The 14,359-nt window shown below is 60.0% G+C and carries 13 protein-coding genes; 6 read left to right on the top strand and 7 right to left on the bottom strand.

All coding sequences use genetic code 11. The annotated features are described in order from the left end of the window. The first annotated feature begins 79 nt into the window (after positions 1-79). Both QN399_RS04495 and QN399_RS04490 read left to right on the top strand, forming a co-directional pair. Complete coding sequence (locus QN399_RS04495) at positions 80-2,851, top strand: response regulator (protein ID WP_330200607.1); 2,772 nt, start codon at positions 80-82, stop codon at positions 2,849-2,851. A gap of 100 nt (positions 2,852-2,951) precedes the next feature. Beyond that, positions 2,952-3,548, top strand: coding sequence for a MarC family protein (locus QN399_RS04490; RefSeq protein WP_322177640.1), 597 nt, complete (start codon positions 2,952-2,954; stop codon positions 3,546-3,548). Between the two features lie 21 nt (positions 3,549-3,569). Here QN399_RS04490 and QN399_RS04485 read toward each other — a convergent pair whose 3' ends face one another. The 7 genes from QN399_RS04485 to cobG all read right to left on the bottom strand — a co-directional run bounded on the left by QN399_RS04485 (position 3,570) and on the right by cobG (position 10,575). Beyond that, the gene (locus tag QN399_RS04485; protein WP_322177639.1) at positions 3,570-4,217 is read right to left on the bottom strand and encodes a hypothetical protein; all 648 of its coding nucleotides are present in this window, start codon (positions 4,215-4,217) and stop codon (positions 3,570-3,572) included. After that, entirely contained in the window at positions 4,217-4,969 is a 753-nt protein-coding gene (locus QN399_RS04480) for a hypothetical protein (protein ID WP_322177638.1), read from the bottom strand. Before QN399_RS04480 ends, QN399_RS04485 begins: the two co-directional genes overlap by 1 nt. Positions 4,970-5,032: 63 nt before the next feature. Beyond that, positions 5,033-5,848, bottom strand: coding sequence for a hypothetical protein (locus QN399_RS04475; RefSeq protein WP_330200606.1), 816 nt, complete (start codon positions 5,846-5,848; stop codon positions 5,033-5,035). Positions 5,849-6,106: 258 nt separating this feature from the next. After that, entirely contained in the window at positions 6,107-7,819 is a 1,713-nt protein-coding gene (cobJ, locus tag QN399_RS04470) for a precorrin-3B C(17)-methyltransferase (protein ID WP_322177636.1), read from the bottom strand. Continuing rightward, positions 7,819-8,550 (bottom strand): precorrin-2 C(20)-methyltransferase, encoded by a 732-nt coding sequence (locus QN399_RS04465; protein WP_322183008.1) that lies wholly within the window; start codon positions 8,548-8,550, stop codon positions 7,819-7,821. The genes cobJ and QN399_RS04465 overlap by 1 nt, the downstream gene beginning before the upstream one ends. Next, positions 8,550-9,176 carry a precorrin-8X methylmutase gene (locus tag QN399_RS04460; RefSeq protein ID WP_330200605.1) on the bottom strand — a complete coding sequence of 209 codons (627 nt, stop codon included), beginning with the start codon at positions 9,174-9,176 and terminating at the stop codon, positions 8,550-8,552. Before QN399_RS04460 ends, QN399_RS04465 begins: the two co-directional genes overlap by 1 nt. After that, positions 9,169-10,575 carry a precorrin-3B synthase gene (gene cobG, locus QN399_RS04455; protein ID WP_330200604.1) on the bottom strand — a complete coding sequence of 469 codons (1,407 nt, stop codon included), beginning with the start codon at positions 10,573-10,575 and terminating at the stop codon, positions 9,169-9,171. Before cobG ends, QN399_RS04460 begins: the two co-directional genes overlap by 8 nt. Before the next feature lie 124 nt (positions 10,576-10,699). On the opposite strand from cobG, the gene cbiE reads away from it, so the two are divergent. The 4 genes from cbiE (at position 10,700) to QN399_RS04435 (ending at position 14,337) form a co-directional block, all read left to right on the top strand. Then, entirely contained in the window at positions 10,700-11,902 is a 1,203-nt protein-coding gene (cbiE, locus tag QN399_RS04450) for a precorrin-6y C5,15-methyltransferase (decarboxylating) subunit CbiE (protein WP_322177633.1), read from the top strand. Then, a complete protein-coding gene (locus tag QN399_RS04445; RefSeq protein WP_322177632.1) occupies positions 11,902-12,999 on the top strand; it encodes a cobalt-precorrin-5B (C(1))-methyltransferase in 1,098 nt (365 codons plus the stop codon). The genes cbiE and QN399_RS04445 overlap by 1 nt, the downstream gene beginning before the upstream one ends. After that, positions 12,996-13,724, top strand: coding sequence for a cobalt-precorrin-6A reductase (locus QN399_RS04440; RefSeq protein WP_322177631.1), 729 nt, complete (start codon positions 12,996-12,998; stop codon positions 13,722-13,724). The genes QN399_RS04445 and QN399_RS04440 overlap by 4 nt, the downstream gene beginning before the upstream one ends. A gap of 223 nt (positions 13,725-13,947) precedes the next feature. Then, the gene (locus tag QN399_RS04435) at positions 13,948-14,337 is read left to right on the top strand and encodes a DUF2946 domain-containing protein (protein WP_330200603.1); all 390 of its coding nucleotides are present in this window, start codon (positions 13,948-13,950) and stop codon (positions 14,335-14,337) included. Positions 14,338-14,359 lie beyond the last annotated feature (22 nt).

Raw genomic sequence — 14,359 nt, 5'->3', positions numbered from 1 at the left:
CACCTATCAGCAGGTGCTTGCCTGTTTATTCCAGCCCCGCGCATAGTTATCTGGCATTCACCTACGAAGGGATTTCGCCGTGCGCTGGCTCAGGATCGCCATAGGTTTCACTGTCAGTCTGCTGACCCTGCTCTGCATGCCCCCGGCTTACGCCGAGCAAGGCGGTGGCTGGTCTACATTGCTTGATGAAAAGGCCGACCTGCAATTAAGCGATGTCCATTCGGCGCGCTACTCGAATCAATTCAGTCCAATCGAGCTCGATCAAGTCAGCGCAGGTGACCGCAACAGCGCAGTCTGGCTGCACTATCGCCTGCAGCCCGACGATCACGAACAACTGCTGCGCATCTTCGCGCCCGACCTGGCTAGCCTGGACCTGTACGTGCTTGACGGCAACACACTGATCAGCCACTCACGTGCCGGTAATAACATACCGCGCGATAACAAATTGCCACCCTCCACCGACTTCCTCCTGCCACTGCCACAAAGCAATGTCCCACTGGACATCTACCTGCGCTCGGTGTCAGAACAGAAATTGCGCCCCAACATCACCCTGCAATCGGCGATAGCCAGCGCGGCAGACGAGCGGCAGCCGTTGTTGCTTGGCCTGTTCCTCGGCTGCCTGGCAATGTTGGTCCTGCAAAACATCACGCGCTTCGCCCACACTCGCGCACGAAGTAGCCTGTGGCTGGGGGCCTGTGAGGCGATGCTGGCCTTGAGTGCGCTGCTGCTCCTGAATCTGCTGGCACCCTGGCTGCCCAACAGGCACCTGGCGCAGACACCCGGTGCATACCTGGCATTGATCCTTGCGGCTCTGAGCGGCCTGATGTTCGCTTATCGATTTTTCGCGCCTCGGCGGTCCAGACGCCTGAACCGTTTTTTGCTGGCCGACATGCTGGTCATCGGGCTGTGTGGCCTATTGGTATTGTTCGTCGATGCCCTGCCCCTGAATATCATCACCTTTGGCGTGGTGGCGCTGGCGAGCCTGAGCATCCTGTTTGTTGCCTCCTGCCACTGGCACAAGGGTTACAGCCCTGCCCGGCTATTTGTCCTGGCGATGGTCGTGTTCAATCTGGGTTGCCTGGTGATTCTGCCAGCCTTGCTCCGTCTGACTCTGATCGCCCCGCAATGGCTGATCATTACCCTGCTGGGTGTGTTCTGTATCGCGGGGCTGCTGATGAGTATTGCCCTCAGCGAGCGTCATCGCAGCATCACCGAAGATAACTTCAGCGCCAGCCGCGATCTGGCCGCCAGCACCGCCGAAATCAATGCCAAGGCCGAGTTTCTGGCGAAGCTCAGCCACGAAATCCGCACCCCGATGAATGGCGTGCTGGGCATGACCGAGCTGCTGCTGGGCACGCCGCTTTCAGTCAAGCAGCGTGATTACGTACAGACCATCCACAGCGCCGGGAATGAGCTGCTGACGCTGATCAACGAGATTCTCGACATCACCAAGCTCGAGTCCGGACAAATCGAGCTCGATGATGTGCAGTTCGACCTCAACGCACTGCTCGAGGACTGCCTGAATATCTTCCGGGCCAAAGCCGAACAGCAGAACGTCGAACTGATCAGTTTTATTCAACCACAGGTCCCGCGCGTGATCAGCGGCGACCCTACGCGCCTCCGCCAAACGTTACTCAGCCTGCTGGAAAATGTCCTGAAGAAAACCGACCAGGGCGAGGTTCTGCTGGTGGTTGCACTGGATTCGCGCAGCGGCAAACCGCGCCTGCGGATTGCCGTGCAAGACAGCGGCGAGCCCTTGGCGGCCAAGGAGCGCGACGCGCTGCTGCACACCGAATTGCACAGCAAGAATTTCCTCTCCAGCACCAAGCTCGGCGGCAACCTGGGGCTGGCGATTGCCCGGCAATTGATCATGCTGATGCACGGTGAATTCGGCATCCAGAGCGGCACCAATCAGGGCAGTACGCTCTGGCTCACGTTGCCGCTGGACCCGGATCGACTGGAACAACCCACCACAGACCTCGATAGTTCGCTCAAGGGCGCCCGTGTGTTGGTGGTAGACGACAATGACACCTGCCGCAAAGTCCTGGTGCAGCAATGCAGCGCCTGGGGCTTGAATGTCAGTGCCGTGCCGTCGGGCAAGGAAGCGCTGGCACTGCTGCGGACCAAGGCGCATCTGCGTGATTATTTCGACGCTGTCCTGCTCGACCAGAACATGCCCGGCATGACCGGGATGCAACTGGCAGCCAAGATCAAGGAAGACCCAAGCCTGAACCACGACATCCTGTTGATCATGCTCACTGGCATCAGTAACGCGCCGAGCAAAATCATCGCACGCAACGCCGGCATCAAACGCATCCTGGCCAAACCGGTAGCGGGCTATACGCTCAAGACGACCCTGGCCGACGAACTCAACCAGCGCAATAAGGGCACGTCCCCGCTCAGTTTGCCGTCCGCTGCCAGCAAGCCCATCAGCGTCCCGAGCGATTTCCGCATCCTCGTTGCCGAAGACAACAGCATCTCGACCAAAGTGATTCGCGGCATGCTCGGCAAACTCAACCTCCAACCGGACACCGCCAGCAACGGCGAAGAAGCACTGATCGCGATGAAGGCCCAACACTATGACCTGGTGTTGATGGACTGCGAGATGCCGATCCTTGACGGGTTTTCCGCCACCCAACAGCTGCGCGCTTGGGAAGTCGGTAATCAACGAATACGCACGCCGGTAGTCGCACTGACCGCGCATATCCTGACGGAGCATAAAGAGCGCGCCGTTCAAGCAGGCATGGACGGACACATGGCCAAACCCGTAGAGCTGTCGCAATTGCGCGAGCTGATTGAACACTGGGTCGCCAAACGCGAGCAACGTCAGGCTCAGACCCAAACCGGCTGATTTCACCCACGCGCAAATGAAACTGATATTCCTCCACAAGACGGCATGCGCCGCCTGATAGACTTCTTTTCGTCATTCACCTGTCGGGCGAGCTAAAACCATGCTCCACGTGTTGTTCAGCGTTTATTTGAAGATGTTGGTGCTCTATAGCCCGTTCTTCGTCCTGTCCTGCTTTATCAGCCTGACCCGTGGTTATTCCAGCAAGGAACGTCGTCGCCTGGCGTGGAAAGTCGCGCTGGCCACGCTCGTTTCAAGTGTTCTGCTGTACCTGTTCGGGCGGGCGATTTTTACCGTGTTCGGCATCACCGTGGATGCGTTCCGCATTGGCGCCGGCAGTGTGTTGTTCATCTCGGCATTGGGCATGGCTCAAGGTAAATCCGCAGTCCAGACCGACAACGTTCAGCAAGACGTGACCATCGTGCCGCTGACCATTCCCCTGACTGTTGGCCCCGGCACCATCGGCGCCTTGCTGGTCATGGGCGTCAGCCAGCCACACTGGGACGACAAGGTCACCGCGATCCTCAGCATCGCCCTTGCCAGCCTCACCGTCGGGATTGTGCTGTACCTCTCCAACCGCATTGAACGCATTCTCGGCGATCAAGGCCTGCAGATCGTCAGTCGGTTGATGGGCTTGTTCGTGTGCGCACTGGCGGCGCAAATAATCTTTACCGGGGTGAAGGGGTACCTGGTGCCGTAGTGAAGCCAGCCTGCCACCGCGCTAAAGTTCTATTTCAGTGATGTAGCGTTTGGCCTGGTCGCCCAACTCATTCCTCACGCGCCCCCTGTGTTCAACATAGGCAGTGCTGTTGAACGCAAAGCTGCCACCGTTGATTCGGACAGTCATCTCCGAGTTGATGTTCTTCCAAAAAAATGATCCCTCTACCACAACGCGAGAGGTCATATTCAGCCCACAGACCAGAACCTGTAACTCTCCCGAGGGCAGATTTTCACAGGGCACAACCTGAAAGCTTTCCGAGCGTCCGGTACTGAACCAACTGTCCAGAAACACCTTTGCATGCTCATTGGTTTTCATGGCATTGAACGAGGTCTGCGCAAGCTCGACAAGATGAGCTGACCCGACCTTGCTCATCGCGTCGAAGGTAACCCGGTCGAAATCCCGCGCGGACTCAATCTGTATCGGGTTTTCCACAATGAAACCCGTCAATGTGAACCCGAGCTTCAACAATCCGCGCTGATAACGATTCATCCAGCTTGTCCAGAGCTGTTGCCGGTCAAATTTCTCACTGGCATACAGCTCCGCGTACAACAGGCAATCCTTGATATCTTGCCGCTCCTGCTCCGACATCCCGGAATAAAATGATGTCAGGCTGCTGCCTATCAACGCAGCGCTAGCGTTTTTAGCCATCATTGTTCCGTGTCCTCAAGCCGCAGAATCATTGACGTCCTTCGGCCGCCAAGGGCCGTAATGAACGGCTCCCGAAACTGTGCGTAACGAATATCCAACAATTCGGCCGAGTAGGAGGCAACCGCGATGTTGCCCACGATTCGGTCAGGGTCGAATGTCAGGAGGAATGACTGTGGCTCAATGGGTTCTACGGTTTTAAACGAGATTAACACCGAGCTCATCGAAGGGGCGGCATGAACAAAGCTCAGCTGTAACACCACGCTGAACAATTGGGTGGCGGGTGGTATCTGAAGCACATGAGCTGAAATATCGCCGGAAAGACGCTCATTCACTTCTGCCTGCCACGGTTCAGATTGCAGAGTATTCTCTCCGAGAAGCAACTGTGCGGGAGGGTTCAGGACACGCTCGGGGCCGGGTACCAATACCCGTTTAGCATGAGCGATGAGTGACGCCGGTACACGGTCATCAAGTTCACGTTCGATCCACGACCACGGTTCAAACAGTTCATCTTTCTCTATTGGGTGACTGTCGTATTTACGGCCTGAAACTATCCAGCCGAACGTAGCCATTGCCGCGAAGTATGTTGTACGCCACGCCTCAAACTCAGCGAACTTCGAATACTTCTTCGATGCGGCCAGCTGAATATATAACTGAGCATCAAGCACGTCCTCTTTAAATGAATGACCGACGCCGTCATCAAAAAGAACGACACTTCCTGCGTTCACATAAGCATCCTGCATTCCATTGCGCATGGGCCTCTCCTTGATAACGTTACCTGCGCCAGAGAGCCGCAGTACCTGCGGCTCTCTGGGTTATTAAATACTGTATTCTGCAACGGCGTCTTTCGCGTTGCTCCCCAGTTTTGCAAGGATGTCGTCCCGCACGTTGGCGTAAACACCCTGATTCAACACCAGGTGCGACTCGGCGCGGGAAATACTCACCGACGTATTGTTCCAGTTCCAGAACAGGACGTTCGTGACATCCAGAGTGGACGAGAAGCTGACGGTCCCCACGGCCATTACCACTTCGCCATCGCTCGACTCGGTGCAAGAGACAATACTGAAGGTACCCCCTGCATGAGAGCGGCTTTTACCCTCAAACAACCTGAGTGGCTCTTTGCTGGCCTGAAGGGCATCAAGTGCCTGCTTCGCCACGCCCAGCAGCAATACCGAGGTCTGACCAGGAAGCGCCGCGGCGGCAACTGCGGAAGAGAGGATCTTGAGGCCAACCTGATCCATCGTGAACTGCTGTTCGACCGTCGTGTACCTGGCGTAATCCTTGCGCTTCGGGAGCCATCCAGATGCCCGGGACATCACCTCCATGAACTTCTCATACCAGCGTTGGCCTTCCATCTCGGGATGTGCACGATTGGCAACCAGCGTCGCGAACAGTACGGAGTTCTTGATATCGTCCTTATTCTGCTTCGACATACCCGCCACAAAGGAAACAATACTATTAGCGACGACTGCGGCGCCTTCCTTTTTCTCGTCGACTGTCAAGGATCGGAGCATTTTGCCCTGTACAGGATGATCGACTTCATCCGAAGACAGCGCTACTGCCGGAAATTCGCAACCCATAATATAAGCCCGGCACGCTTCAACACTCATTGTTGGTTCAACGTAATCATTCATGTGTAAATCCTTTTCTAATTCAGCGATCACCCTTCGTGGGCACCACTCAAACTAGCGCACATTGATGATCGCTTCTAGCCGCCTACCTGGAGCATTCTGCCGGGTATTATTCAAGTGCATACCGTCAAACATCCGGAATACTTAGCCCTGTACATTTTCAACAGCCATTCGTGGACTTTCGCCTTTATAACTTCGACGTAAGCCCACAGAACCAGAGACTTGTCTTACGAACTAAATACCCATATTGACGACGTTGACTCAACCGCTCGGCTTCACGCCATACCATCGCGGCGTATAGACCCAACTGCCGCCATCGGCACGGGGGAAGGTGCAGGTCGTCGACGAACCGATCAGGACCATGGTGCGCATGTCCACTTGGTCCGGGGTCAATTCGCCCAAGGTGATGACACGCAGTGTTTGCCCTGGACGGCCGATATCACGGCCCAGAGTGACAGGGGTTTCCGGGGTGCGATGTTGGCGGACGATTTCCAGCGCTCGCCCCAATTGCCAGGGGCGAGAGCGGGAAATGGGGTTGTAGAACGCCAGCGCCAGATCGGCCTGAGACGCCAGATCCAGACGTTTTTCAATCACGTCCCATGGCTTGAGGTTGTCCGACAGCGACATCACGCAGAAGTCATGGCCCAACGGTGCGCCCGCCTGGGCGGCAGTGGCCAGCGAGGCGGACACCCCAGGCAGTATTTCCAGTTCAACGGCGTGCCAATTGGCGTTGCTCGACTCATGCAGTGCTTCAAGTACGGCCGAGGCCATGGCGAACACGCCAGGATCACCCGACGACACCACGACCACCGAGCGTCCTTGTGCCGCGAGTTCGAAGGCGTGTCGGGCGCGCTGCATTTCTTCGCGATTGTCGGTGCAGTGCAGCACTTGATCGGCACGGAACGGCCCGGCCATGCGCACGTAGGTTTCGTAACCCAGCACATCGTTGGCCCGCGCCAGTTCGGCTTTGACCGCTGGCACCATCAGTTCGGCAGCGCCAGGGCCAAGGCCGATAACCGCCAGACGCCCGCGTCCACGACCGATCTGCTGCACATCCAACGGCTGCGCGGCGACAGCAATGGCGATGCCACTGCCCACACTGATGGGGGGCAGTAGCTGTGGCACGGCCTGTTGCGCCAACTCGCTGACTTCAGCCTCCGCTGCTGTTGAAGCAAACCGCAGCGGCACGCCCAGCGCCCATGCGGCTTCACGTAGCGCAGGGTTGGCCATCTCACGGTCGGACGCCAGCAAGCAGGCCAGCGCCTGAACGGCAATCCCGGCGTTGTGCAAAGCGGCGCGCACAGCATTCACCAGATCCGGCACGGTCGCGCTGACAGCCACCAATACACTGCGCGGGTAGATCAGCAGCTCGTTGGCCGCCGGCTCGCGTTCGGCGCAACCGACATGAATCGCCAGCTGTGCGTGCTCATCTTCAGGCAACTGCGCTTGCGCGAGCCATGGCGCGGCACCTTCGATCCGCACGTGTTGCCCGGACAATAAGTCGGAGACAAATCGTTTGCCCAACTCCAGATCGCCTAGCGCGTAACCGCTCGGTGGATTGAGCAGACAGGTGCCGAAACGCAACTCGCCGCTGGTGGTGATCGCTGCAGCGATCCCCAGTCCTGCAGCAATCTCACGGGCCATGACGTTGACCCCGCCCAGCCCGCCCAACAATGGCACGACTGCACTGCCGTCCTCAGCCACGGCCAGCACGGGTGGCTCAACGCCTTTTTCCAGGAGCAGGGGCGCTAGCGTCCGGATCACGATGCCGGCAGCACACAAGGCAATGATCGGTGTGTCCTGCTGATAGAGCTGACGCAACGTGGCGCCAAACTCGGTGTACGTCAGATCGGCACCTTCAACCCGTGCCGCCAGACCATGGATCAAGGCATCCGGAAAAAGCTGTTGAATGCGGCGTGCCGTCGCCAGGCTGCCATTGCCCAGAATGACGATGGCGGGTGTTTTAACAATCATCAGCCTTGCCACCTTTCGCCCGGAACAATGATCAGGGAGAAATACGGTGAAGACATTGGCTCGACCTGGTCCAGCGCCACGATCTTCTGATTGGACATGGTTGCGCGCTCGACATACAACGCGCGGTCCGCCATGCCCAGCTCTTCCAGTACTTGCCGGACTTTGGGGAAGTTGCGCCCCAGCTTCATGATCACCGCCGCATCGGCATCGGCCAGACGACGTTTGAGCTCGTCGTGGGGCAATACACCAGACAGCACCGACAGGCTTTGATTGCGGTACACCAGCGGCGCGCCCAGCACCGAAGCACCACCGAGCATTGAGCAGACGCCCGGCACCACTTCGGCTTCATAACGCTCGGCGAGGCGGTCGTGCAGGTACATATACGAGCCGTAGAAGAACGGATCGCCTTCACAGATCACCGCAACATCGCGCCCCGCGTCCAGATGCGCGGCCAGTGCCTCACTGGCGTCATCGTAGAAATCGCTGATCACTTGCTCGTAGGACAACGGTGCAGGCAAGGCTTCGGTGGTCACCGGGTACACCAGCGGCAACAGGGTCTGCGCGTCTTGCAAATGGGCTTCGATGATGCCGAACGCGTTGCCCTTCTTGCCCTTGGCGACGAAGTACGCGACCACTGGCGACTCACGCAACAGGCGCAGGGCTTTGACAGTAATCAGCTCAGGATCGCCGGGGCCGACGCCCAAGCCAATCAAACGACCGGGTTGCTGCATCATTCGATCTCCGTCGCTAATGCATTGACCGCAGCCGCAGCCATGGCGCTGCCGCCACGACGACCCTGCATGATCACAAACGGCACACCCCGGCTGTTCGCCGCGAGCATTGCCTTGGACTCTGCAGCGCCAACGAAACCAACCGGGAAGCCGAGGATCAATGCCGGTTTAGGTGCTCCGGCATCGAGCATTTCCAGCAGGTAGAACAACGCAGTTGGCGCATTGCCAATCACCACGACGCTGCCTTCCAGGTACGGGCGCCACAGTTCCAGCGCGGCGGCAGAGCGAGTATTGCCCAGCTCGCGGGCCAACTCCGGCACGCCTTCGTCTTTAAGGGTGCAAATCACCTGATTGTTGGCGGGCAAGCGCGTGCGGGTCACGCCTTCGGACACCATGCGCGCATCGCACAGAATCGGCGCACCGGCGGCCAGCGCATTGCGCCCGGCCGTGCCAGCACCGGGGGAGAAGCGCAGGTCTTCGATGACCTCGACCATCCCACACGCATGGATCACCCGCACCGCGAGTTTTTCCAGGTCGGCAGGGATTTGATCAAGCCGAGCCTCGGCGCGAATGATCGAGAAGGAGTTGCGATAGATCTCCTGACCGTCGCGGATGTAATCAATCATCGGTGCTGCTCCGTGAGTCGGCGGCTAACAGCGTGCCGACTGCTTCAATAGTGAGGTCACGCGCGCGCAAGCTACCGAAACCCGGTTGCTGCGCGTCGCGAAAATAGAGGTCGTAATGGCCGGCGGACACCGCCAACAAGGTCACCGGGGCGACATGGGCTGCCGCGCATGAACGCGAACAGCCCGTCAGGTGCACCGCCAGTTTCAGGTCGAGGTGTTCGAGTCGGGCGGCCAGCAGCAGGGCATCTGCCTTGGTGTCGGCCAATCCTTTGCCACAGCCCGCCGAGCCGGTGCAGGCGATCAAGTGGGCCAACGGTTGTTCGGGCGAGCAGATCAACCCGGCGGCCTGCAGCCCCGTCAGCACGTTCGCCGCGTGGTCACGGCGAACGTTAGGCAGTAACAGGCTCTGCCAGGGTGTCAGGCGCAACGTTCCGTCGCCCCATTCGGCCGCCAATTGCGCGACCGCGCGCAACATCGACGAGCCAAGTCGCCCCAGTGGCGCAGCACCACCGACGGCCACCAGACCGGCCACGTCCTGTGAATAAATGCCAAGATGCCGATTCGCAGGGGACTGCAATTGGCCCCCTGTAGGAGCGAGCTTGCTCGCGAGGCGGTGTGTCAGGCAAACCGTGTCAAGCCATTCGCCAACACGTTGGCTCCTACAGAAATCAACAGTCATGCGCTTGGCCACCGCCTGAAGAAACGCCTCGGTCGACATTTCAGCCAACAGATGGCGCATGCGCGTCTGCTCAGGTCGCGCCAGCTCAAGGAACGCGTCCAGCACCGCCACCACCAATTCATGAGCATGACTCAGCGGCACAGCGGCCAACGGCGCATCCTCGGCAGGGCAACCGGCCAGGCCGAACGCCATCAAGACGTCGTCGTCGATCATCCGTGCAGACAACCACATATCATGGGGATGCTCGAGCATCGCCAGTGCTTCGCCGCCATCCAGCGACAGGGCAAATTTAGGCGACAGGTCATGGAAACGAGGCGCGTTCTCCAGGGTGCCTAGAATCTGCGCGGCCAACGGCCGGCTGTCGAACAACTGCTGCGGGTCGATGCCTGCCGTCGGGCTGAGCATCAGGTTGCGCACATCGTCGCTTGCGGCAGTGGTCGGCCCCAGTCCTGCGTCCAATAGGATCGCGATCAAACCGTCCTGATCGGCACCGACCCCGCGAATCTGCAGGTTCGCGCGGTTCGTCGCCTCGATCACGCCCCCGGCATAACGCTGCGCCGCATCGGCCACCGCGCACGCCTGGGCGACCGTGATCGACCCGCCCGCCAGCTTGATCCGGCAAATGCCGCCGTCCAGCGCCGGGACGATGCGCAACAACCCCGGACAAGCCGAGGGGCGTAAAGAGATTGAGGTCGTGCGAGCAGGCATTGGCTCGTTCAATGGGTCACCCGGCAGAATTTGAAAAGGCGCTATAGCCCATTGGGCGCGGTATTATGCCTGCTTTGTCCGCAGGCATGAAAAGCCGGTCTGTCGGAAGTACTCATTAGTGGGCTGAGGAATGTACATGTCGCCGTGGCTGACAGTCGTGGGAATCGGTGAGGACGGCTTCAAAGGCTTGGGCAAGACGGCTCGCCGTGCACTGCTGCAAGCTGGGCAGGTGTTTGGGGGGCAGCGCCAGCTTGATCTGCTGCCCGCCTGCATTCGTGCCGAGCGCAGCCCGTGGCCCAGCCCGTTTTCCCTGAGTCCGGTGCTTGAGCAGCGCGGCACGCCGATTTGCGTGCTGGCCAGTGGCGACCCCATGTTGTTTGGCGTGGGCGCCAGCCTGGCGCGACAGGTCAGTGTCGATGAAATGCGCGTGCTGCCTGCGCCTTCGTCTTATTCGTTGGCCGCTGCGTGCTTGGGTTGGCCATTGCAGGATGTGGTCACCTTGTCGGTGGTCGCCCGACCGCTGGCGGCGTTGAACGCGCAGTTGCATAACGGTTTGCGCCTGTTGGTGCTGAGCAACGACGGCAGCAGCCCCGCCGCCATCGCCGAGCTGTTGCGCGCCCGTGGCTTCGGCCCGAGCCGGATGACCGTGCTGGAGCATTTGGGCGGAGACGCTGAACGCCGGGTCGAAGGCATCGCCAGTGAGTGGGTAGACCTGCCGATTGCGGCGCTGAATCTGGTCGCCATCGAATGCCGTGCTGAACCCGGTGCGCCACGCCTGTCCCTGCTGGCCGGGCTGGCGGACAGTGCCTTTGAACATGACGGTCAACTGACCAAACGCGATGTACGCGCCATCACCCTCGCCCGCCTGGCCCCGGCACCCGGTGAACTGCTGTGGGACGTGGGCGCGGGTTGCGGCTCTATCGGCATCGAATGGATGCGCGCGCACCCAAGCTGCCATGCTCTGGCGGTCGAAGCCGACGAGGGTCGCCAGTTACTGATCGAGCACAACCGCGACGCGTTGGGCGTGCCGGGCCTGCAATTGATTCGCGGTCGGGCACCTCAGGCGCTGCAAGGTCTGGAAGCGCCCGATGCGATTTTCATTGGCGGCGGCGTCACGCGTCCCGGCGTACTCGACACCTGCTGGCAACAGCTGCGCTCTGGCGGACGACTGGTGGCCAACGCCGTGACCCTGCAAAGCGAGACCGCGCTGATCAACTGGCGTGAACAGCACGGCGGTGAACTGACCCGCATCCATATCGCCCACGCCAAGCCACTGGGCGAATTCGATACCTGGCGCCAGGCCCTGCCCATCACCCTGCTTGAAGCGATCAAACCCTGATGCGCGCCGAAACCGCCGAACAGCCCGCTCCCTTGCGCAGTGGCTACACCACCGGTAGTTGCGCGACAGCCACCTGCCTGGCGGCGGCCCGTTTATTACTCGACGGCGAGGTGAGCGACGCAGTGGAAATCGTCTTGCCCAAAGGCAGGCAGGTGCAGATGCGCCTGGAGTTCTGCCGACCGTTTGCCGATGGCGCTGAAGCGGGCACGATCAAGGATGCCGGCGACGACCCGGATGTCACCCATGGCGCGCTGGTATTTTCACGGGTGCGACTGACGACCGAAACCGGCGTGCAATTCGTCGCGGGCCCCGGTGTGGGCACCGTTACCCGGCCCGGCCTGGTGTTGAATGTGGGTGAGCCCGCGATCAATCCGGTGCCGCGCAAGATGATCAGCGAACATTTGCTGCAGCTGGCTGATAAGACCGGGTACACCGGTGGTTTCGAAGTCACCCTGTGTGTCGAAGGCGGCGAAGCACTGGCGTTGAAAACCATGAACCCGCGCTTGGGCATTCTCGGTGGCCTGTCGATCCTCGGCACCAGCGGCATTGTCCGACCGTTTTCCTGCGCGGCGTATATCGCATCCATCCATCAAGGCATCGACGTCGCCAAAACCAATGGTTATCTGCACATCGCCGCCTGCACCGGCAACGCCAGCGAAGACACCATGCGCCGGGTCTACAACCTGCCGGAAATCGCCTTGATCGAGATGGGCGACTTTGTCGGCGCGGTGCTCAAGCATCTGCGCAAGGTGCCTGTGGATAAATTGAGCATTTGCGGCGGCTTCGGCAAAATCAGTAAGCTGGCGGCCGGCCACATGGACCTGCACAGCCGTCATTCCAGCATCGACCTGCCACAACTGGCCAAGTGGGCCGCGACCCTCGGTGCCGATGCGACGCTGCAACAGGCCATCCGCGAGGCCAACACCAGCCAGCAAGCGTTGGCGATGGCCAGCGCGGCCGGTATCGCCCTGGGCGATGAGGTATGCCGTCATGCCCGAGCGTTTGCCCGCAGTGTGGTGCCGGCACAGGTTCACGTGGAAGTGTTTGCCATCGACCGCCAAGGCGGGATCGTCGGTCAGGCAGGAGGCTGCGAATGAAGCGTCTGCTATTGCTCGGCGGCGTCACCGAGGCCCTTGCCATCGCGCGTCGACTGGGGCCGCAGCATATCTACAGCCTGGCGGGCGTGGGTCGGGTGCCGACTGATCTGGCGTGCCGGGTGCGGGTCGGTGGCTACGGCGGGGCTGATGGTCTGGCGCAGTTCATTCGCGCTGAACGCATCGATTTGCTGCTGGACGCGACGCATCCCTACGCGGCGCAAATCAGCCAAAATGCCGTGACCGCCGCGCACCTCAGCGGAGTCCCCTGCTGGGCATTGCGACGCCCGGCCTGGGCGGCACAACCTGACGATGACTGGCGCGAAGTCGGCGACTGGGCCGAACTGATCGCCGCTCTCGAACCCTTCACACGGCCGCTATTCACCCTCGGTCGCGAACCCTTGCAGCACCTGCACGAAATCCCCGGCCACCAGTTCTGGACCTTGCGCGCCCTGGACGACTACCCAGGCAACGAACGCTGCGAAGTGATCGGCGCCCGCGGGCCCTTTGTGCTGGACGACGAACGCGCCTTGTTCGAACGTCGGCATATCGACGTCCTGATCAGCAAAAACAGCGGCAGCAGCGCCACAGAGCCGAAGCTGGAGGTGGCGCGGGAGCGAGGGGTGCCGGTGTTGATACTGCGCAGGCCGGAGTTGCCGGGGGTGGATCGGGAGTTTTTAGATGTCAGCCAATTGCTGTCAGCGTTGGATGAGCACCATTTTTTGTAAAGGTTAGAGCGCATTTGAAGGTCGTTCCGACCTTATCGCAGCCTTCGGCAGCGCCTACAGTTTGAGAGGCGCCAAGGTTCTATTGCCTGCGATCGACCGCGAAGGGGTCGCAGGATCGATGTCAGTCACTGCGGCATCACACCACACTCGCTTCTTTTACTTATCCCGTTCATTCAGGCTAAATAGCGCCATTAATCGCTTACTGACACGGAAAGCACCTCCCATGTCCCAACGTCGGATGGCATTTGCCTGGATTGCCTGCTTTGCAGTGCTGTTCAACATGCTTGCCATGCCGCTTTCCGGGGCGGCGCCAAAGACGGCCAGCGAGCAAGTGTTGTGGGGCAGTTTCTGTACGGCCAGCGGCACTAAGCTGGTGGCGATTTCGTTGGGCAAGGCCGATCACAGTGCGCCGCACAACGATGATCACTCGACCATGCCGCATTGCTGGTGCTGCAGTGGGTCCGCACCGCTGGTGGCAATCCCTGCCAGCTTTGCCGCGTGGTATGCCTCTCAGCTTGAAACGCGAAAAACCCTTTCGATTCATTCCCCTGCCCCGCTGTCCCCACGCCAGCAATGGCCGAGCCTCAATCCGCGTGCTTCTCCGCTGGTTTGATCCGAGCCGTTGAATCAGCGCC

Source organism: Pseudomonas sp. 10C3 (assembly GCF_036346185.1).
GTDB lineage: Bacteria > Pseudomonadota > Gammaproteobacteria > Pseudomonadales > Pseudomonadaceae > Aquipseudomonas.
Note: the sequence above shows the minus strand (reverse complement) of the source record. Positions and strands in the feature narration are given on the sequence as shown.